Origin of the sequence: Shewanella putrefaciens (genome assembly GCF_016406305.1) — a bacterium.
Taxonomy (GTDB): domain Bacteria; phylum Pseudomonadota; class Gammaproteobacteria; order Enterobacterales; family Shewanellaceae; genus Shewanella; species Shewanella putrefaciens_C.
The window spans coordinates 4,159,322-4,181,051 of the sequence record NZ_CP066369.1; the positions used below are offsets into that span (position 1 = coordinate 4,159,322).

A 21,730-nucleotide genomic window follows, 5' to 3' on the forward strand; every position below is an offset into this window, starting at 1 on the left:
ATCCCGCAAAGAGAGCTCAGATTGAATACGTGTATTCTATTTGCAGTATTAACATGACCTTTATTGAATCCCTTACCCTAATGCTAGCCCTGATGTACATCGCTTCCCTTAGCTATTGGAGCGGTAAAAAGTGGGGGGCGCTGGCCACTTTACTACTGAGTTTCGCAGCAGTGGCAATTAGCCTCTACTGGCCCTTGGCACTCGCCCTGATAATTGCCCTGCCTCTCAGCCTCATTGCCCATAAATTAGCGCCGGAGGAATTTAAAGCCGATATAAAAATCAATACCCTACGCGAGGCCTGCCAGCATCTGCTCGCGCTTTCACTCTTTTTAGTCGCTATCCAATACAGCATCAACGCCATACAGCTTAAGCAAGGAGTAACACCTTGGTTAATGCGTCCCGATGTGGGCGATGCTTTTTTGCCCATCGCGGGTGGTATTGAATTAAAAGCCATTATTAGCCTGAACTTATGGGATCAAACCCATCCCGCGGCGGCGGTTATGCTCGCAGCAGTATTACTCATAGGTTTACTCTGCAAGCGAGCCTTTTGCGGCTGGGCCTGCCCTTTAGGCCTGGCTGGGGAATATTTATATGCCCTAAGAAAGCGTTTTATCAAGGCAGAATTAGCGCCGCCAGCTTGGGTAGATTGGCCGCTTCGCATGCTTAAATATCTGTTACTCCTCGCACTTTGTTATATTGTTATCGGCATGCCGAGCGAGTCCATTCCCTATTATCTGCAAGGCAATTATCACAAGATTGCCGACTTGAAGATGGCGTTATTCTTTGTCACCCCAGGATTGATTACCTTAGTGTGCTTTGGCCTTATCCTCGCCTTATCAGCATGGCGACGCCAAGGTTTTTGCCGCTATTTGTGCCCCTATGGCGCCATGCTCGGGCTGCTAAGCTTTGCCAGCCCACTTAAAATCCGCCGCAATACTCAGCACTGCTTGATCGAAGCGAAAGGGATGAAGTGCGACAAATGCACCCGCGCCTGTCCTGCGAACATTATTGTGCACACCCAAACCACGGTTCGCAGCGATGAATGCCAGGCCTGTATGCGCTGCGTTGCTGCTTGCCCTAAATCTGCCGCGCTGGGCCTAGGCCTTAAATCTGGCCACAGAGTTAGCCATAAAGGGTTGTTAGTCTTGTTATTACTAGCGCTATTTGCCCTGCCACTGATCAGTTATTTAGGTGGATTCTGGCATAGCCAAACACCGGACAGTATTCGAATGGAGCTTATTCAAGTGATTGATAGAGTTGGCCATTAGCATAAAAAGCACCGCTATTTGCGCCTCTTAGCTTAGATTTAAGGCTTAGGTTTAGATTTAGAGCGATTAAGCGGATCAACGAGAGTTAACTTAATTAACGGGGTAAAAACTGTTTATCTATCCCTCTAAAAACAAACAAGGTGCAGCTTAACGCTGCACCTTGTTAACGAGGGAAGAAATATCTTTCCCTTGAATTAAACATACTTACGCAAGATCAAAGCGATCTGCATTCATCACTTTTGTCCAAGCGTTAATAAAGTCCTTCACAAACTTTTCCTTGGCATCGTCCTGGGCGTATACCTCAGCATAGGAACGTAACACTGAGTTAGAGCCAAAGACGAGGTCAACCCGAGTCGCGGTCCATTTCACCACACCCGTTTTACGATCGACTATCTGGTAAAGATTTGCACCCGCAGGCTTCCAGCTGTACGCCATATCGGTCAGATTCACAAAGAAGTCATTGGTCAAGACACCAACCCTATCGGTAAATACGCCGTGGGCACTGCCACCGTAGTTAGTGCCCAATACCCTCATACCGCCAATCAGCACTGTCATTTCATGGGCACTTAACCCCATCAGTTGAGTGCGATCGAGCATCAGCTCTTCGGGTTGCACTACATAGTCCTTTTTCTGCCAATTGCGGTAGGCATCATGCAGAGGCTCGAGCACGGCGAATGATTTAACATCCGTCATCTCCTGCGAAGCGTCTCCACGGCCTGGGGCAAAGGGCACTGTGATATTGACCCCAGCGGCTTGGGCGGCTTTTTCAACGGCGGCGGTTCCAGCCAATACGATCAGGTCCGCCATGGTGACGTTTTTAGCAAAACCCGCCTGAATGCCCATTAAGGCATTTAGCACTTTTTGCAGGCGAGCGGGCTCATTGCCCTCCCAATCCTTTTGCGGTGCTAAACGAATACGGCCGCCGTTTGCCCCACCCCGATAATCTGAGCCTCGGAAGGTACGGGCGCTATCCCAAGCGGTCGCTACAAGCTCGGCCACACTCAGCCCAGTGGCTAATATTTTTGCCTTAAGCTCGCTAATGTCCGCCGCAGTTAAGCTTTGATTTACTTGAGGAATAGGATCTTGCCAAATTAAGTCTTCGGCGGGGACTTCTGGCCCTAAATAACGGCTCTTAGGCCCTAGATCGCGGTGAGTTAATTTGAACCAAGCCCTTGCGAACACGTCGGAGAAATAAGCGGGATCTTGATAAAACTTCTCGGATATTTTGCGATACTCAGGATCCATTTTCATCGCCATATCCGCATCTGTCATTATCGGGTTATAGCGAATGGAAGGATCTTCTACATCGACAGGTTTATCTTCTTCCTTAATGTTAATCGGCTCCCATTGCCAAGCGCCGGCGGGACTCTTTTTCAGTTCCCAATCATAACCGAGTAACAGTTTGAAATAGCCATTGTCCCACTGAGTCGGATGGGTAGTCCAAGCCCCTTCAATACCGCTAGTGACGGTATTGCGACCAACGCCTCGGCCGTGCTTATTGAGCCAACCTAAACCTTGGGCTTCAACATCCTCAGCTTCGGGATCTGGGCCAAGATCCTGCGCCTTACCGTTACCGTGAGCTTTACCCACAGTATGGCCACCGGCGGTTAAGGCGACCGTTTCCTCATCATCCATCGCCATACGGGCGAATGTCACCCTGACATCTTTTGCTGTTCGCAGTGGATCAGGCTTACCATCCACCCCTTCAGGATTCACATAAATCAGTCCCATCATTACCGCAGCGAGGGGATTTTCGAGATCGCGCTCCCCGGAATATCGACTATTGGGATTATCACTCGGGGCTAACCATTGTTTTTCAGAGCCCCAGTAAATGTCTTTTTCAGGATGCCAAATATCCGCACGGCCACCAGCAAAACCATAGGTTTTCAATCCCATGGATTCATAGGCGACATTGCCCGCAAGAATAATTAAATCGGCCCATGAGAGTTTATTGCCGTACTTTTTCTTAATCGGCCACAGTAAACGGCGGGCTTTATCGAGGTTGGCGTTATCGGGCCAGCTATTGAGGGGCGCAAAACGTTGGTTGCCCGTACCTGCACCGCCGCGGCCGTCGGCAATGCGGTAAGTCCCAGCAGAATGCCATGCCATACGGATCATCAGGCCGCCATAATGTCCCCAATCTGCGGGCCACCAATCTTGGCTATCTGTCATCAAGGTCTGTAAATCCTGCTTCACCGCGGCAAGATCCAGGCTTTTAAAGGCTTCACGGTAATTAAAGTTGGGATCCATAGGATCTGTCTTGGTGTCGTGCTGGTGCAAAATATCGAGATTTAATGCCTTAGGCCACCAATCCATATTGTTGGTCGCAACCGCTGTGTTACCACCGTGCATCACTGGGCATTTACCTTTAGAGCTGTGAATGTTGTCCATGACATATTCCTTTACCGGGTTAATGATGGGCGCAATAAACGCGCATCAATAGAGTACAAAATGTAGACTAATCACTTTTAACTATCATCTAAAGCGAGTTTTATAGTTTGCACCAATCTGTTTTTGAGATTAGTGACACAGGGTCGCTTTTAATCGAGCTCTGCCTATCACCCAGTAAGAAGGCAACAAAAAGCCCCGCTGAGTTTCCTCAGCGGGGCTTTTTTATTAACAGAGCGGCTGATATTTCAGCCGCAACCATCATTAACCGCGGTTATTGCGCTTACGATCGTTTTCAGTTAAGTGTCTCTTACGTACACGGATGCTCTTAGGCGTGACTTCGACTAATTCGTCATCATCGATGAACTCAAGCGCTTGCTCAAGCGTCATTGTGATTGGCGTAGTCAGTACTTGCGCTTCGTCAGTACCAGAGGCACGCATGTTGGTCAGCTGCTTACCTTTCAAACAGTTAACTGTCAGATCGTTTGAGCGAGCGTGAATACCAACCACTTGGCCTTCGTATACTTCAGCGGCGTGGCCGATAAAGAGACGACCTCGGTCCTGTAGACCGAACAGTGCGAAGGTCAGTGCCTTACCCGTTGCGTTAGAGATCAATACGCCGTTAGCGCGTTGACCAATATCGCCACCTTTATGTGGACCGTAATGGTCGAACGAGTGGTAGATTAAACCTGTACCTGAAGTTGCAGTTAAGAACTCAGTTTGGAAACCGATTAAACCACGGCTTGGGATGATGAAGTCGATACGTACACGACCTTTACCATCAAGCTGCATATCTTTCATTTCAGCTTTACGGGTACCCAGCTTCTCGATCACTGTACCTTGATGTTCTTCTTCAACGTCAACAGTTAATGTTTCGAATGGCTCACACAGTTCGCCATCGATGGTTTTCAGAATAACTTCTGGACGAGAAACCGCTAACTCATAGCCTTCGCGACGCATGTTTTCAATCAAAATTGATAAATGCAGTTCACCACGGCCCGATACGCGGAAGCGATCTGGGCTGTCAGTTTCTTCAACACGCAGTGCCACGTTGTGGACTAATTCCTGTTGCAGACGCTCAAGAATATTACGTGAAGTCACATACTTACCTTCTTTACCCGCGAAAGGTGAAGTGTTGACTTGGAAAGTCATGGTCAGAGTTGGTTCATCAACTGACAGGGGTGGCATGGCTTCAACACTACCCGCTGCACACACAGTGTCAGAAATCTTAAGCTCACCTAAACCTGTAATCGCAACGATATCACCTGCGTTAGCAACTTCAACTTCGGTACGCTCAAGACCCATGTAACCTAATACTTGGCCCATTTTACCGTTACGCGTCTTACCATCGGCACCGATGATAGTCACTTGTTGGTTAGTTTTGATGCTACCACGGTTGATGCGACCCACACCGATAACACCTACATAGGAGTTGTAATCGAGTTGAGAGATTTGCATCTGGAATGCGCCATCGGCGTCAGCATCTGGGAAAGAAACTTTTTCAACGATAGTTTGGAACAGTGGCGTCATATCTTCGCTGACGACATCTGGATCTAAGGTTGCAAAACCGTTTAACGCAGAAGCGTAAACGATTGGGAAATCTAATTGCTCGTCGGTCGCACCTAAGTTGTCGAACAGGTCGAATACTTGGTCGATAACCCAATCAGGGCGCGCACCTGGACGGTCAATCTTGTTAATAACAACGATTGGCTTTAGGCCTTGGGCGAACGCTTTTTTGGTTACGAAGCGAGTTTGTGGCATTGGACCATCAACGGCGTCAACCAGCAATAATACTGAGTCAACCATAGATAGAACACGCTCAACCTCACCACCGAAGTCGGCGTGGCCTGGGGTATCAACGATGTTGATACGGTAATCGTTCCACTTGATGGCAGTATTCTTTGCCAGAATCGTGATCCCACGTTCCTTCTCAAGATCGTTGGAGTCCATCACCCGCTCAGTAGCTTCTCCCCGGGTTGCAAGGGTTCCTGATTGCGACAGCAACTTGTCTACCAGGGTCGTTTTGCCATGGTCAACGTGTGCAATAATGGCGATGTTACGTAAATTCTCTAGCACGGATAAACCTCTTACCATCAAACAAAAATAGGGATATTACAATATTCGTTATAGCAATCTACGTTGAGTCGCCATAAAAAAGCGTGCCATTCTACTCCAGAGCGGCCTTGGCGCACAGGATTATTTTTGAACACTTATAAAACAATTTGCCTTGACGCAGCGTTTACGCACCAATAAGCCACCCATTGCGATTCAATCACCAAACTCAAACGGGATTGATATGGGATAGCTATGTCAGGATCCGTGACCATAGCACCTTAAATTCGCACTGTTTTATGACAGTATTAGCGCCATACACTTTTTCCTAAAAGATAAAAATTAACCACTCAAGGGCGTTCCTTATATGCTAGATTCATTGTGCTTTATCTAGGCTGGCGGCCGCTAGTGGGTCAATTTAATGCCATCTGGTGACGTTAACTACAAGGCTATCCAATAAAATAGGCACGCACAGAATTGATGCTCAAATTGAAGCGCGCACCAAAATGGATTGCTGCACCAAAATGCAACAGATAAACGCACCATATAAGTGCAAGCATAACATCAATTGAGTGCGACAAAGTTTATACCCATTAATTATCAATACGTTAAATTGTTGGCATAGATATCGCTATATAGCTCGTAAGTTTGGCTCAGGAAAATGCACTTGGGCTAAAAGATTATAAGAGGGGCATCCCTTTACCCTACCGGAGACTTGAGAATGTCAGTTGAATCAGTTTTAAAGCAACTTGAAGAATTAGAAGTTAAGTTTGTTGATTTACGTTTTACCGACACTAAAGGTAAAGAGCAGCACGTATCTATTCCTTCTCATCAGGTAGATGCTGATTTCTTCGAAGACGGCAAAATGTTTGATGGCTCTTCAATCGCTGGCTGGAAAGGCATTAACGAATCAGACATGGTGCTGATGCCAGATCCAACCACCTTTGTATTGGACCCATTCACCGAAGAAACCACTGCACTGATCCGCTGTGACATTCTCGAGCCAGGCACAATGACAGGTTACGACCGTGACCCACGTTCTATCGCTAAAAAAGCGGAAGAATACCTACGCTCTACCGGTATCGCTGACACTGTATTGATTGGCCCAGAACCCGAATTCTTCCTATTTGACGATGTCCGTTTCGGTACTGACATGTCAGGTTGTTTCGTTAAGATCGACGCTAAAGAAGCGGCTTGGAACTCAGGCACTAGCTACGAAGGCGGTAACACAGGTCACCGTCCATTCGTGAAAGGCGGTTACTTCCCAGTTGCACCCGTTGACTCATCACAGGACCTACGTAGCGCTATGTGTTTAGTGCTCGAAGAAATGGGCCAAGTGGTTGAAGCGCATCACCATGAAGTGGCAACGGCTGGTCAAAACGAAATCGCCACTCGCTTCAACACCCTGACTAAAAAAGCGGACGAAATCCAAATTCTGAAGTACGTAGTGCACAACATGGCACACGCCTACGGCAAGACAGCGACTTTCATGCCTAAGCCAATCGTTGGCGACAACGGTAGCGGCATGCACGTTCACCAATCTTTATCTAAAGATGGCGTTAACCTGTTCGCAGGTGACAAATACGCTGGCCTGAGTGAAACCGCTCTGTACTATATCGGTGGTATCATCAAGCACGCCCGCGCGCTGAACGCTTTCACTAACCCAAGCACTAACTCTTACAAGCGTTTAGTACCACATTTTGAAGCACCTGTTATGTTGGCTTACTCTGCCCGTAACCGCTCTGCATCAATCCGTATTCCAGTGGTACCAAGCCCTAAAGGCCGTCGTATCGAAGCGCGTTTCCCAGATCCACATGCAAACCCATACTTAGGTTTTGCTGCGCTATTAATGGCTGGTCTTGACGGTATCCAAAACAAGATCCACCCAGGCGAAGCGATGGACAAAGACTTGTACGATCTGCCAGCGGAAGAAGCGGCTGAAATCCCACAAGTGGCCACTTCATTAGAAAACGCCCTTGAACATCTGCAAGCTGACCACGAGTTCTTAACTCGTGGTGGTGTGTTCAGTGAAGATTTCATCCAATCTTATATCGTACTGAAAACGGCTGAAGCCGAGCGTGTAGCACGTACAACTCACCCACTAGAGTTTGAAATGTACTACAGCCTGTAAGCTTTACCCGTAAATAATCAAGCCCCGAATCATCGGGGCTTTTTTATGCCTTATACATCTTTATTGTCATCGTTTCCCCAGTGACTCACTACCTTTTAGTTTCATCAGTGTCACGCTAAGACACTGAACCAAAGATAGTTTTTAGCTAACCGCGACCACCATGTCCATTACCACATCGATGAGTCGTTGCTTGTCCTCCTTCCTTTATGGTAACGGAACCTGCATCCTTAAATAGGCTAAATTGACTCTGATTAATATCGTCTTGAGCGGGATTATCCAAATGACCTAGGCAGGTATAGCCGACACGATAGTCACCCACAGGTAGATGCCCTATAGCAAAGGACCAGTCGCCATTCCTGTCTTGGTGGATTGGAGAAACGGCAACAGGTGAGAATTTTCCATCGGTTTTATCAGGGCGTATATCTGCCATCTGCTCAATGTTGGTGGCATTGCTTGGGTAAAGATAAGCCATATGATAAAACTGACCGCTAACTGGCGCTTTAGCTGCGTGAGTTATTTCGCAGTCTGCGATCCATTGCGAGTCCATTTCGCCATTCAGGTGACCCATATATCGATCATCGACCGAGTAGATCCCACTATGACTAAGCTGGTATTGGTTATTGCTAAAGTGCATTGATCGATACAGATCTATCTCCATGGTAAGAGACAAATTGTCGTGCTCATTGAGAACAAAATCATGCAGCGGAAGGTGGCCGTCTTCAACCATTAATGGCAATCGTCCATGGCCATTTTCAATCGCACAACCATCCGCTTCATCACCATTGACTAAAGTAAAGTGCACATCATGGTAATGACCTGCGGGTAATTGTAAGTCGCTAATCACTCTACGACTTGTCATGCCCTGATAATCGAGCAGGTTAAATCTATGCAACCCCATTTTATAGGTATGTACTTTGTTATGTTCATCGGTCATTACCAGTTGATCGAGTACCAAATCGACCTTACTGATCTCGCTCATCGGAGAGTCTGAAATTGCAATATTAACAGTACCGAATTTAGTGTCTGCGATGGGGTCGTTTGAACTATCTGAACCGCCACAAGCGCTAAGGAGTATTGTTGGTATTAGTAGTGGAAGTAGACTTATATGGCGCATCTTATTCACCCTCATCAATATTAACCAGAATTTAACCAAACATTAACCAAATGCAGGGCGCATCTTACTTCCGATCAGAATCATTTTACTGGGGTGATATCACAAAATTTAATCAACTCTCCTATTTGCTAATTTTTATCACTCATATCCTTGTTTTGTTGCACGAGTTAAGCGTTATCTAATTAATTTTCTATTCAATTAAATATTTATATCAATAACCTGTCACAGTGATTTTATTATCATGATTTAGCTCAATTTCAATAACTGCCGCTATTACCACACCCAAATCATCATAGCGACACACTCTTTATAAACAGAAAAGTTCACTATGAGCAACTGAATTGCAAAATAGTAATCATGGCCGATTTTAAAAAGATCGCCCGGCAAGGGGGCAGCATAAAAATCTCCTTGTTTAATGCTTATCCAAAACATAGTCGCTATTAACAACTAGGTTATTGAGGTTAGTTATATCTCGTTACTGTTGCTGAATATTTGACAGGTATAATCATATGGTTAGAATGCCGACTTGTTAAAACCGAATGCATCGGCGTCGAATAAAATCCGCTCTGGTTTCACACCGCTAAGGCTCGAAGTTGATCAAGCGAGTAGGTTACACCGAAAGCAATGCCGTTTTTCACATATAAACAGTCACATATAAACAATGGAGTGGTTATGATGCGTTGGTTGGTTTGGTTGGTCGTGTGTTGGTCTCTCACGGGATGTGCGACGATAACATCGAGGATGGGAGAAGATTCAACTTGGGGTCACTCTTTCTCCAGTGTTCAAACGGCTGTCGATAATGGCGAGGAGTGTATGATTCTTTCCGCGTTTTCTGCCCCGCCCTTGCTGCTGTTTACCGTCCCGCTGACACTCGTTGATATGGGCAGTTCACTCATCGTCGATACCGTGATGCTACCCGTTGATTTAGCGATCACGCCCAGTAATCCCGAGCTCCATACCCCGCGACCTATGGTCTGCCGCTATGACTACAAGATTTAAGGATGAGGCACCCAACCGAGTACCTCACCCCTAAACACAGCCACCAGTAAGGCGTTGAGTTAAAACGACATATGGGAGCATTATGGTCGCGGTTAGCATCCAGTTCGTGGCAATTAAACAGTATAGTTCTAGTAAGCCATGCTGAATCCGTTATCGATTGGCTTTTATCACCGCCAATAACTGTTGAATATCGGCCTTATCGTTATAGATATGCGGCGATACTCGGATCCCCATACTGCGGGCATCGACGCTGATATTCGCCTTAGCAAGGGCGGCCATCACTTGCCCTTGATGCTCGCCAAACTGCAATATCAAAGTACCACTGCGCTTATCCGATTCCCGGGGCGACACTAGCTCTTGATCTAACTCATCCATAATTAAATCAAGCAGTAACTGATTGCACTTACGCAGCTGCTCTGAGCCAATATCGGCAAAGTAATGCATGCTGTGGGCGGCAATGGCATAGGGTGCGATAGAAGGCGTCCCCCCCCAAAAGCGCAGCGCCGTTGGATGATAACGAAAATCGTGGATATCGAACTCGAAGGGATTTTCATGGCTAAACCAGCCCACATCCTTAGGTTGGCAACTCTGCAAGATGTTAGGATTCACCCACAGATAGGCGGCGCCAGGGCCAGCACAGAGCCATTTGACACTCGAGCCGATGAGGAAATCAGGCTGTAACTGGGCCAAATTTAGCGGAATAATCCCCGCCGATTGCGCCACATCCACCAAGCTTAAACAACCTCGCTCCCGTGCCAGCGTGAAAATCTGTGCCAGTGGCGCCTGTTGCCCAGTGTTGGAATAGGCATGGCTGACAAACACCAGATCCACATCGGCACTCATATGGCTAGCCCACACATTAGGATCGGTAATGTCTAAGCCCTTAGGAATAAAGCGCACCTCGCAACTGCTTGGCAACGCTTTTTTAAGGGCAAATCCCATGCTGGGGAAATCTTGCTCACTCATCAATACAACCGCGTGTTCACGGTTTAATCGGTCGAGCGACATCACGATTTTAGTGAGTGCACTAGAGAGATTCACCTGAGGGCAAAAATCCTGTTGCTGGCCATTAAACAGCTTAGATAGGGCGAAGGTAAAATCATCAATCACAGCCAACCATTGGCCCCAAGGTTCGCGTCCAGAGTCCTGCCAAGGAGCAAAAAAAGCCTCCTTAAACACTTGTTCTGTCGATTTAAGCGGCCGGCCAACGGAGTGATTCAACAGATATCCCGGGCCTGAGAGGCAAAAATCCTTTTTAAAATCGCTAAACATGGTATTACCTCAAACTCTCTTTGAGCTTTTTCAGATCGGAGTATCGAGTGCGGATATCAGCACGCTGGGCGGCGGCGCGTCTATCACGCAATTTTTCTAGGGAGGCGAGCAATACATGTAACGGTGGGCCACTCGCGGTCACTTTGGCTAAATGCTGCTGCTCCATGCTTGTCGAGGGCTCGGCAATATATTTAGTCACTAACTCATTATGGTGTTGAATCGCCGTCTCGCCATGTAATTCACAGACTTCGATAAAGAGTTGTAGATTCGCTTGATACCATTCTTGGCTCGAGTGACCCATTGACTGTAAAAAATCATCCATCAAATTAGGTCTACGCATACATTCCCGCAGGATCTGCTGATCCTCCGGCATCATGTATAAAAACTTATCCACTAGCATCTGCGAGTAAGCCGATTCGTTGGCAAAACATAAACCTAGGGTTAAATCGATAACGTTAATCCCGGCAAAGTCACCTGCATTGGCGCCACGGTAAACCACAGAACCGACCCGATAGGGTTTATAGTATGGCCGCACACAATAAAAGAAGCGGTCAGTATCTAAACGATTGAATAACTGCGTATTTGAATCGATAACATCCTGCAAGGCTTGCTTGGCAACCCGCAATAAATCATGGCTTATGGGGTGAGAAATGCCTAAGGGCTGAATTTTTAACAAGGCATCGGCGGCACGTTTATAGGCCAAGATCCCCTTAGTGTTGTAATCCACAAACAGTTTTTCATCGGGCAAATCGGTAAAACGCTTATAAATGCCATTATGGGCGCGGTTATGGGTTGTCAGATGCGCGGTAGCAAAGCGCGGCGTGACCCCAATGGAGGCACCGATGTGCATCGCCAGTGCCGAGGCTTCGGCCAGTGGCGAAGTGGTTTCCCGTGAGGGTTCGGTAATTTCATGGCGTCGACAGGCGGCCATATACAGCCCTACGTTACCGAGTAAATCGAAGGCACTATCGAAACCTTCATCGGTATTGCCTTCATCGAGCAAGGTTTTTATCAGTTCTCGCCCTTCAGATTCGAGCCGCTGTTTCGCTTCATCGCCGATATTGAGCACATTGGCCCGATCCGTTTGCTGGTAATAAAGCTGTTCAAGCTCGGAGTTTAGCTCGACGAAACGAGTGCGGATCCACTCATCGAAGGCTTGGGTATTAAAGGTTGCAGGTTTCACTAGGGCATCCTTGGTTGTTGTTATCATTATTTTAATAGGTGCACGTTCTAAAGGACGCGATGCATGCCGACCGTAGGTGTATTGATCGGGTGTATTGCTCAGGTCCAAGTTAACAAGAATGCTACTTATTGCGCTGTGATTCTAGCGTTAGGTCAAATTTGTGAAAAATCTAATGCCACTTTTTATTTACACCTTGCGCCAGCGCAAATTATCTAACCCCATCCCCAAGCAAAATACCCACAAACGGTTTTCAACCTATCCATAGCAGCAAGCTATACAGGGGTAATTCAAATGATTTTGATGGAATTTATAGTAGTCCTAGGCTGCTTACTGCTAGGTACCCGCTACGGCGGCATGGGACTTGGACTTATCAGCGGTATCGGCTTATTTTTACTCACCTTTGTGTTTGGTTTAGCGCCGGGACAACCTCCGGTCCAAGTGATGCTAACCATACTCGCCGTGATTGGCTGCGCCGCCGTATTGCAGACCGCAGGTGGCCTCAATGTGATGATGCAATTTGCCGAACGTTTACTGCGCCGTCATCCACAATACATTACGATCTTAGCGCCATTAACGACTTGGACATTGACCTTCCTCTGTGGCACGGGCCATGTGGTCTATACCATGTTCCCCATTATTTCCGATATCGCACTGAAGAAAAACATTCGTCCAGAACGCCCGATGGCGGTTGCCTCAGTGGCATCCCAAATGGCCATTTGTGCTTCTCCGGTTTCAGTGGCTGTGGTTTCCATGGTGTCCATACTCGCCGCCCAGCAAGGGGTTGGTCACGCCTATAGCATGCTGGAAATTTTAATGGTCTCGGTTCCCGCTTCGCTTGGTGGTGTAATGGCGGCGGCCCTTTGGAGCCTACGTCGCGGCAAAGATTTAGATAAAGATGAAGAGTTCCAAGAGCGCCTTAAGGATCCAACACAAAGAGCCTTTATCTACGACAAGAGCGAAACCCTACTCAACCAGCGCTTCCCTAAGGAAGCCTATTGGGCCACAGGAATATTTTTTACCGCCATTGCCGCCGTAGTGCTATTAGGCTCCTTTAGCGAGTTACGCCCCGCCTTTGAGGTGAAAGGTAAAAACACGCTCCTATCGATGAACTTAGTGATCCAGATGATGATGCTGATTGCCGGGGCATTTATCTTAATGAGCTGTAAAGTGAAACCTACTGAAATTGCCAATGGCCCAGTATTTAAAGCGGGCATGGTGGCCATTTTCTCTGTCTTTGGTGTGGCTTGGATGAGTGATACTTACTTTATTAGCCATATGGATGTGCTGAAGGAAAACCTATCACATGTAGTGCAAAATCAACCTTGGACCTATGCCCTAGTGCTGTTTTTAATTTCTAAGTTGGTCAATAGCCAAGCGGCGGCGTTAACGGCCATAGCACCTATGGGGCTTGCCTTAGGTGTCGATCCAAAACTCTTGATCGCCTTTCTCCCCGCGAGCTATGGCTACTTTGTACTGCCGACCTATCCCAGCGATTTAGCCTGTATTGGCTTCGACCGTTCAGGGACAACTAAAATAGGTAAGTTCATCATTAACCACAGCTTTATCATGCCAGGCTTTATTGGTGTCGCTACGGCATCTACCCTAGGTTATTTACTGGCGACAACCTTGCTCTAACGTCACTGAGCAGCTCAAAGGCCGAATATTCGGCCTTTGAGCTATTCTAACCTGTGCTTTAAAACACAACGAAAGTAGTAACCTGCCTCAATTTCTGCGCTATGCCTAGACGCTGCTATTCTTCAGGGCATAAAATACCTAGCCCAAAGTAAGAGAGATAGTGTAGTGTTAGCTTGGCTTAAACAACGTCTCCAACGCGATATTCCCCGCCTAGGCCGAACAAAACCACAGGTTGAATTGCATACCGTTTTCCCTCAATCCCTGATGCCGAGTCTCAGTGTGCCGGACAGGCAAGCCTACCCGCCTATAGTCTCTCTGGCCAAGGATCATATTTTTGGCTATCAAATGCATTGTTTACTTACCTATCAAGGCAAGGAGACGTTAGACACACTATTGCGCGAGGCGGGTTTTATGGCCTTGCCCGCGGTAGCGGATCCTTTTAGTGGTGTTATCGAGCATGCAACCAACGATACCCGTATATTTTTAAATCAATATATTGATTTTGCTGGTATTTGTATAAATTTAGTGACCAATAACAGCACCTTGCTGGCGGCATTAGTCAACTTCAAATCCGCGCCACCCAATCCATGGGAAAGCTTTGCCGAACTCGATCCCGACACTTTAGGTAGCCTGCAAGGCAATATCGATTTTTGGTGCAGCTATTTTTGGCGGCCCTATTGGTTATCGCTATCGGATGTTGAGCGCCTGCAGTATCCCGAAAATTGGCAAGAGTTTAGTGATTATCACTAATAGCAACCAATTAAATTTAAAGGAATAAATATGCGATTAACCCACATTGGCATCACCATGTTGCTGGTAATCCTTGGCGGCTGCCTTATCCCTGAAACACCGCTTATTCCCGTCAAGGGGGCGAGCAGCAAAGACTGGAACAGTCAAACCTTTTGGTATGAGCCCTGGGGCGCATCGGGCGTGCATAAAGGCATAGATATTTTTGCCCCCAAAAATACCGCCGTGATAGCGCCCACACCTATGCTGATTATTTATCGAGGCGACTTCTTCCAGGGAGGTAAGGTCGTAGTTGGCCTTGGCCCTAAATGGCAGATCCACTATTTTGCCCATTTGGCGACAATTGCAGCCGATACCGGGTTGATTGCAATGAAGGGAGATACCCTTGGCGCTGTAGGTGATACGGGGAATGCCCAGGGCAAACCGGCGCATTTGCACTATTCGATTTTAAGTTTATTACCTAAACCTTGGCTGATAGATACTTCGACTCAGGGCTATAAAAAAGCCGTATATCAAAATCCTATCGAATATCTTAACAATCAATAAGCTTATATTATGAAGAGTTACATGGAGTTAGTTAGCGTCACCTACTGACCTAATCAATGAGTTAATTCGGATACCTCAGGCAGGGGGCGCAGTTTCCAGTGGCACAATTTCGGTTTGAGCGGCTAAGGCTTCTCTGTCGGCCTTAGCTATGTATTTGGGTTTATTATTGGTCCGCAGTTTAGCATTGGCTTTTTTCGCCTTGCTTTTTAGGGTTTGATTAATCTTCTTTTTACGGTTCATTAGAGCACCAAATAGCCGCCAGCCACCTCAAACGTACATTCGTATCCCACTCTGGATCAGCTTATTGGCAGCAACTGACTGTGATTTGGCCGACATAATAGCTTATCTAGGTTTTGGGGTTAATCCTCAATTTAAATACACCTCTCACTGTAAGACAAATCACAACTTCCAGATATTGACGCCTTACCAAGCAATTTCACCGATATAACGGCTAGACAATCGATATGCACTCCCATAGAATTCACATTTAATAAAAATCGTTATCATTTGCAATGCTATTTAACGGAATGTGCTGATGCCAAGGAATTCGGTGTAACACACTTACTCGACCTATGCAGGAAGTTATATGACGTTCAAAACCTCGTTTGTTGCCCTAGCCGTGCTCACGGCACTGACCCAATCAGCAGCGGCACAGGATGCCCCTGACAGTATCAACAAAAATAAAGAAATCGAAAAAATCACTGTCACCGCAAGCCGTATGGATAAGTCTCCAAGCTCGATCCCCAATACTGTCACTATTATCGACCGAATCCAATTAGAAGAGCAGTTTCGCACCACTAAGGATTTATCCACCATTATTGGCAACTTAGCACCGAGTTTTTCGCCAAGCCGCCAGAAGATGAGCAACACGGGTGAAACCCTACGCGGCCGTCCACCACTGATCATGATCGACGGTGTACCCCAATCTAACCCACTGCGCAGCGGTGGCCGCTCGGGTCAGACTATCGATCCTGCCATGATAGAACGGATTGAAATCATTCATGGCGCCAATGCTATGCATGGTTTAGGCGCCCAGGGTGGGATCATCAACTACATCACTAAAAAACCATCCGGCGATAACGAGCACCAAGCAAGTTTCGATGTCACAGTGCCGGATTCGCTTGAATCTAATGGCGTGAGTTTTGGTGCCAGTTATGCGTTTTCCGGTGAGTCTGAATTGATCGACATGCTAGGCTCCGTCAGCTATCGCAATAATGGGGTTTACTATGATGCTAACCACGATGTGATTGGCGTCGATACGACTCAAGGCGAGTCAATGGATAGCCAAAGTGCTGATTTCTTTATCAAACTTGGTCACAACTTTGCAGAGTCACGACTAGAGCTAATGGTTAACCATTACAATATGGAAAACAACGGCGATTGGATGCCCGTAAAAGGCGATATCGCCAATGGCATACCAACGGGCGCGGTGGAAGAAAAACAGCCTTGGGAGGCCGCCAATAACCAAGTCACAACCTCTAGTTTGACCTACAGCCACGAAAATATTGCTGGCCAACAGCTGAACGTACAACTCTTTAATCAGGATTTCCAAGCCGTATATGGCGGTGGCTGCAACAAGACCTTCTTCGATCCTGCGTTTGCCAATGACGACCAACTCGTGCAATGTGAAGGCCCTAAGGGTGAGAACTGGTATTACGAGCAATCCCGCAACTCTTCGGTCAAATGGGGCTTAAAGACCTCATTAATTGCCAAAAATATTGCCGATACTGGCATAGATGCCGCCTATGGTCTCGACCTGTTCCGTGATACCACTGAACAAGATCTAGTGCAAACTGGCCTTTCATGGGTGCCCGAAAGTACCTATGACAACTTCGCGCCATACTTACAATTAGATTATGATTTAATTACCGATTTAACCCTATCAACCGGTGTGCGTTACGAACACGCTACCCTAAATGTTGATGACTATAAAACCCTTTACGGTGCAGGCAATAAACAAATTGAAGGGGGAGAAGTGAGCTTCGATGAGACCCTATTTAATATCGGCGTCTCCTACAAAATCACCCCAGATATCCGCCTTTACACTAGCTTTAACCAAGGTTTTGGCATGCCGGACATTGGCCGTATTCTGCGTGACGGCAATAGCTTCCCCGGCGATAACCCCAGCATAGAAGACTCACTCTCCCTCGCCCCTATTGTGACTGATAACGTTGAATTGGGTGCCGATTATCAAGGTAAATACTTGAGTGCTAAGATTGCCTACTACCGCTCAGCCACAGACTATGGTTCACGCTTAGCCTTAAACAGCGATGGATTTTACGATGTAAAACGGGAAAAGAGTGTTATCGATGGTATCGAGGCTAACGTGACCGCTTACCTGTCGAGCAACGATGATCTGGGCATGAATATCGCCATCCAGCGGGGTGAATACGACTCTAACGATGACAACAAAACAGATACCGATCTCGATGGTGCCAACATTTCACCAAATCGTATCAACCTGTTCTGGACTCACAATTTCGATAATGAAATGTCGACCCGCGTTCAAGCTAACTACTTCATGGACCGCGATTTTGAAGACGCCGCGGGGGAAAAATACGCCGAGTTTGAGGGTTACACTACTGTCGATGCATCCTTCGCTATGCCACTCTACACTGGCACTCTAAGCCTAGGTGTACAAAACCTGTTTAATAAGGATTATTTCAACTACTACTCACAAACCATGGGTACAAATGATCGTTATTTCAAAGGGATGGGGCGTACTGCAACTATAGGTTACAGCATCCCCTTTTAAGTAAAGGGCATTTTTGAAGCCAAAAAAAGCGCATTAGTTTGCGCTTTTTTCATTCTCGGCAGATAAATCAAAATTATGCTTTGGTCACCACCCAAAGTGCATGTAACAAACCAGGGAACCAGAAGAGTAAACATAACACTATGTTTATTAATAAATCTTTACCCGCACCCGCCTTCAAAAATACCGCAACTGGAGGGAGTAAAATCGCAATAATAACTAAGAGTAATTTATTTGTATCCATAACCGAGCATCCTTAAACGGGGACTATTAGCAAATCAACAGGATATAACTTCGCAGGAAGACCCTACATTTGCAAATACTTTAGGGAAATGGGCGGGCCAGAGCGAGTTTTCCCCCTATATGATCCATCATGCTAATCTCAACCGAGAACTCAAAAGCCATCTATAGTTAAAGAAAAATCGAATGACCCTAAATGATATTTGACCCCCAGGCCCTCTTACTGATCAAGTTTATTTGTCTGCTCACAGGCACCTCGGCCATTGCTTGGGGGCTTATGGCGCATCCGTTAAAAATAGCCCCCAAAGCCAGCATGCGTTTTTCACTCGGTAACCTCTTTGTCTTACTGGGCATAATACTCAGCACCCAACGCACACAAGCGGCGAGTTATTTATTCTGGTTTGGCTCTGATATTCTGGTGCTATTGGGATTTTTCATGTTGCGCTGGGGGACACAGCATCTCTTTCGGCTGCAACACAGTACAAAATTTGATCTCACGGCCCTCACCATCACAGCAATATTGATGCTACTCGTCCCCCCTGACGCTAGCTCAGAGCGAGTCCTCGCCAGCTTATTCTCTGCCAATGCGGCACTCTCCTTTACCCTGCTAACTAAGGATAATTACATTGCCACTAAGCGTGATACGGGAAATAGAGTCGCAACCGCGATGGTGTTGCCTTTAATTGCCATGGCAGTGGTTTTTATCATCCGCTTTTTTATCGCAGTGCTATCACCTGAAGAAGCCCCGATATTTATTGCTATGTACACCCAAGAAGCCATTCCCGTACTCTGGTTTTACGTATTCCTCGCCCTTGTGATCAATATAGTGATGATAGGCAACGCGCTAACGCGCCTAGTCAGCAAGATCCGAATTCTGGCCGAGCGCGACCAACTGACGGGTCTGTGGAATCGACGGGCAATGCAAAAAATGTTGAAAAACATTCACCAGCGCTGGCTTAAGACCAATGAGCCTTACAGCATGATCCTATTAGACCTAGACCATTTTAAAGATATAAATGACCAATACGGCCACGATGCTGGGGATCTCGCCCTGCTTACAGCGGCCAGATTATTTGAAACAGTATTGAGGGAAAACGATGCCCTCTGCCGCCATGGTGGAGAAGAGTTTTTAGTGCTATTACCCGCAACCGATGCGCCATCGGCCAGGGTGGTTGCCGACAAGTTACATAAAATTCTCAGGGGAAATCCATTCCACTGGCAAGGCAAAGTGATCAATCTTTACGCCAGTTTAGGTTACGCCACCATCTACCATGGATGCCAACCAGATCAGCTACTCATTCAAGCCGTTCAGGCCATGTACCTCGCTAAATCGGCGGGACGTGACCGTATCTGCCAAGCCGATATCATTGAATAAATGATTATCTATCGGGCCAAGCTAAGGTATTAGGATCTCGCCACGCCTCGAGCGCCGCTGTCACAGGCTCACTGCTAAATAGTGCTCCCTGCAAAGGCATATCGAGGTAAGCATAATCCCGCCGTTCACCACTGGCGCCACAGTAGCTAAAATGCAAACTGTAGGCGTGCAGATAACAACGGTCGGCACTTTCACCGCCATAGAGGTCGTCACCTAAAATGGGCACAGCTAAACTTGCCAGAGCAACCCTTAACTGATGGGTTTTACCTGAATGGGGTTTAAGCAGATAGAGACGTAATCCGTCACCCACACTTTGAGAAAAGAACTGCGTAATAGCGGGATTCTCTTTCGTGCGCAGTAACTTAAACATGCTACGCCGCGACTTTGCCATATCGCCAATCACCCAGCCCTGTTTCTTCTTCGGCTTACCTTTCGCTAAGGCGAGGTAGAACTTTTGCACTTTATGGGCGGTAAATAACTCGGTAAATTGCTGGGCTGCGGCGACGTTCTTAGCCAAAATCAACAGACCCGAGGTTGGCGTATCGAGTCTATGCACGGCAAAAAGCTTTATCCCCAGATCTTGCTCAACCTGCGCCACGACCCCAGCAGTGCCATCCTGACTGTGGAAATGCACTTGGGCTGATTTAGAAATAACTAGAAAATCAGCCTCATCGGCTATGATTCGATACATGAAATTCCCATGCTTTTAAAACTAACTAGGCCCTAAACTTAATAGTCACAATTAAGCCTGTATGCTGATCGCTAAGGACATTATCCGAAAGCGTAATTTGCGCATTGTGCCGCGAGAGAATCGCTTTGACCATAGATAATCCCAATCCCGTACCTTGAAGATGGCGACTAGGATCGAGCCGCACTAAGCGTTCGAACACTCTCTCCTTACTCTCATCGGGAATACCAGGGCCATTATCGCAGATCTTGATTTGCGGGCCAGACTGAATGATATCAATCCGCGCACCCGGCCCAGAATACTTCATCGCATTATCCACAAGATTATATAACGCTTGGAATAATAAGTGTTTATCGCCATGAACAATGTGATCACTTAGCAGGGACAGGCTCAGGGTTTGTCCATTGGACTCCGCGACGGCATCGGCCATTTCCAATAGATCGGTGCAGAGTTGAGCCAAACTCAATTCCTGTAGATCTAAGGTTTGCTGCCCCTCCTCGATTCGAGTCAGGGATAACATGGCATCGAAGGTCGCCAAACAGTGGTCTAACTCCTCGGTCAAGATCGCACACTCTTCACTGACCTCGTCGGTGGATTTCGAGGCTAGCTGCTCGAGACCAATGCGGATATGGGATAGCGGCGTTCGTAAATCATGGGCGATATTATCGGTCGCACCGCGCACCGCCATCAGGTTATTTTCGAGGATATCCAGCACGTTATTAAATTGCAGTGCCAGCATATCGAATTCATCCTGACGCCAACTTAAGGGTAAACGCGTATCGTAGTGACCACGCTCAATTTGCTCACTCAAGCGGTTGTACTGTACTAACCTGCGCAGAATCGCCTTAGAAAACAAATAGCCGAGCGCTAAGGTCAAGATAATAGTCAACATCACTGCGGTTGCCGCGGCGCTGATAAACTTATCGATCAATGTCGCTAGGTTGTCGGTTCTGGTGGCGATCAGCACTGGGCCGTAACGCGTCATCACTAGGCCACCCGTCAGAATATGCAGCTTATCTGGCCCACCCGTTAAAATCGGGAAATCCCGGGTCTGTGGCAACATAGGCATGCCTTCGGGCATAAAACTCAGGGCGCCGACCATATCGTAACTATTGCGCCAAGCAATGAGGGCGGTTTGGGGATCGGCGGCACGGATCTGGGCGGCGAAACTGCGCCGATCAACCGTGCGTGCGAGGTGTTGATAGCGTTGCGTTTCTGACTCAAGATATTGAGTCACTTGATATTGTTGCTCAATAATCAACTGACGGTATAGGACAAATAGCAAAGCGCCTATGATCACAGTCACTAAGGTAGAAAACACAATGGTGATGCGCCAGGCG

17 protein-coding genes are annotated in these 21,730 nt (G+C 47.1%); 8 read left to right on the forward strand and 9 right to left on the reverse strand.

Annotated features, from left to right (window positions below):
• The first annotated feature begins 53 nt into the window (after positions 1–53).
• Entirely contained in the window at positions 54–1,268 is a 1,215-nt protein-coding gene (locus JFT56_RS18050) for a 4Fe-4S binding protein (protein ID WP_198781353.1), read from the forward strand.
• 204 nt (positions 1,269–1,472) lie between these two features.
• On the opposite strand, the gene katG is transcribed toward JFT56_RS18050, so the two are convergent.
• Positions 1,473–3,659 carry a catalase/peroxidase HPI gene (gene katG / locus JFT56_RS18055; protein ID WP_198781354.1) on the reverse strand — a complete coding sequence of 729 codons (2,187 nt, stop codon included), beginning with the start codon at positions 3,657–3,659 and terminating at the stop codon, positions 1,473–1,475.
• Between the two features lie 261 nt (positions 3,660–3,920).
• Positions 3,921–5,732 carry a translational GTPase TypA gene (typA, locus tag JFT56_RS18060; RefSeq protein ID WP_198781355.1) on the reverse strand — a complete coding sequence of 604 codons (1,812 nt, stop codon included), beginning with the start codon at positions 5,730–5,732 and terminating at the stop codon, positions 3,921–3,923.
• A 697-nt stretch (positions 5,733–6,429) separates the two neighbouring features.
• Here typA and glnA point away from each other — a divergent pair.
• A complete protein-coding gene (gene glnA, locus JFT56_RS18065) occupies positions 6,430–7,839 on the forward strand; it encodes a glutamate--ammonia ligase (protein WP_198781356.1) in 1,410 nt (469 codons plus the stop codon).
• A gap of 145 nt (positions 7,840–7,984) precedes the next feature.
• Here glnA and JFT56_RS18070 read toward each other — a convergent pair whose 3' ends face one another.
• On the reverse strand, positions 7,985–8,818 hold the full coding sequence (locus tag JFT56_RS18070; protein WP_233095542.1) for a DUF4382 domain-containing protein: 834 nt from the start codon (positions 8,816–8,818) through the stop codon (positions 7,985–7,987).
• 948 nt (positions 8,819–9,766) lie between these two features.
• Between JFT56_RS18070 and JFT56_RS19965 the strand changes: the two genes are divergently transcribed.
• Positions 9,767–9,952 (forward strand): YceK/YidQ family lipoprotein, encoded by a 186-nt coding sequence (locus JFT56_RS19965; RefSeq protein ID WP_233095543.1) that lies wholly within the window; start codon positions 9,767–9,769, stop codon positions 9,950–9,952.
• Between the two features lie 150 nt (positions 9,953–10,102).
• On the opposite strand, the gene JFT56_RS18080 is transcribed toward JFT56_RS19965, so the two are convergent.
• Together JFT56_RS18080 and JFT56_RS18085 are read right to left on the reverse strand one after the other, a co-directional pair.
• Positions 10,103–11,224, reverse strand: coding sequence for an aminotransferase class V-fold PLP-dependent enzyme (locus JFT56_RS18080; protein ID WP_198781358.1), 1,122 nt, complete (start codon positions 11,222–11,224; stop codon positions 10,103–10,105).
• A gap of 4 nt (positions 11,225–11,228) precedes the next feature.
• Positions 11,229–12,407: a PrnB family protein gene (locus tag JFT56_RS18085; protein WP_198781359.1), complete on the reverse strand. Its 1,179-nt coding sequence runs from the start codon at positions 12,405–12,407 to the stop codon at positions 11,229–11,231.
• Positions 12,408–12,698: 291 nt separating this feature from the next.
• On the opposite strand from JFT56_RS18085, the gene JFT56_RS18090 reads away from it, so the two are divergent.
• The 3 genes from JFT56_RS18090 to JFT56_RS18100 all read left to right on the forward strand — a co-directional run bounded on the left by JFT56_RS18090 (position 12,699) and on the right by JFT56_RS18100 (position 15,335).
• Entirely contained in the window at positions 12,699–14,042 is a 1,344-nt protein-coding gene (locus tag JFT56_RS18090) for an anaerobic C4-dicarboxylate transporter (RefSeq protein WP_198781360.1), read from the forward strand.
• Positions 14,043–14,207: 165 nt separating this feature from the next.
• Complete coding sequence (locus JFT56_RS18095; RefSeq protein WP_198781361.1) at positions 14,208–14,792, forward strand: hypothetical protein; 585 nt, start codon at positions 14,208–14,210, stop codon at positions 14,790–14,792.
• A gap of 30 nt (positions 14,793–14,822) precedes the next feature.
• Positions 14,823–15,335 (forward strand): M23 family metallopeptidase, encoded by a 513-nt coding sequence (locus JFT56_RS18100; RefSeq protein ID WP_198781362.1) that lies wholly within the window; start codon positions 14,823–14,825, stop codon positions 15,333–15,335.
• 75 nt (positions 15,336–15,410) lie between these two features.
• Here the strand turns inward: JFT56_RS18100 and JFT56_RS18105 are convergent, their stop codons facing one another.
• Positions 15,411–15,575 carry a DUF2986 domain-containing protein gene (locus JFT56_RS18105; RefSeq protein WP_198781363.1) on the reverse strand — a complete coding sequence of 55 codons (165 nt, stop codon included), beginning with the start codon at positions 15,573–15,575 and terminating at the stop codon, positions 15,411–15,413.
• Positions 15,576–15,921: 346 nt separating this feature from the next.
• Between JFT56_RS18105 and JFT56_RS18110 the strand changes: the two genes are divergently transcribed.
• Positions 15,922–18,090, forward strand: coding sequence for a TonB-dependent receptor (locus JFT56_RS18110; protein WP_198781364.1), 2,169 nt, complete (start codon positions 15,922–15,924; stop codon positions 18,088–18,090).
• 73 nt (positions 18,091–18,163) lie between these two features.
• Here JFT56_RS18110 and JFT56_RS18115 read toward each other — a convergent pair whose 3' ends face one another.
• On the reverse strand, positions 18,164–18,331 hold the full coding sequence (locus tag JFT56_RS18115) for a YqaE/Pmp3 family membrane protein (RefSeq protein ID WP_006079767.1): 168 nt from the start codon (positions 18,329–18,331) through the stop codon (positions 18,164–18,166).
• 192 nt (positions 18,332–18,523) lie between these two features.
• Here JFT56_RS18115 and JFT56_RS18120 point away from each other — a divergent pair, with 192 nt between their 5' ends.
• The gene (locus JFT56_RS18120; RefSeq protein WP_198781365.1) at positions 18,524–19,702 is read left to right on the forward strand and encodes a GGDEF domain-containing protein; all 1,179 of its coding nucleotides are present in this window, start codon (positions 18,524–18,526) and stop codon (positions 19,700–19,702) included.
• 4 nt (positions 19,703–19,706) lie between these two features.
• On the opposite strand, the gene JFT56_RS18125 is transcribed toward JFT56_RS18120, so the two are convergent.
• Both JFT56_RS18125 and JFT56_RS18130 read right to left on the reverse strand, forming a co-directional pair.
• Complete coding sequence (locus tag JFT56_RS18125) at positions 19,707–20,393, reverse strand: TIGR01621 family pseudouridine synthase (RefSeq protein WP_198781366.1); 687 nt, start codon at positions 20,391–20,393, stop codon at positions 19,707–19,709.
• A gap of 25 nt (positions 20,394–20,418) precedes the next feature.
• Complete coding sequence (locus JFT56_RS18130) at positions 20,419–21,696, reverse strand: sensor histidine kinase (RefSeq protein WP_198783635.1); 1,278 nt, start codon at positions 21,694–21,696, stop codon at positions 20,419–20,421.
• Positions 21,697–21,730 lie beyond the last annotated feature (34 nt).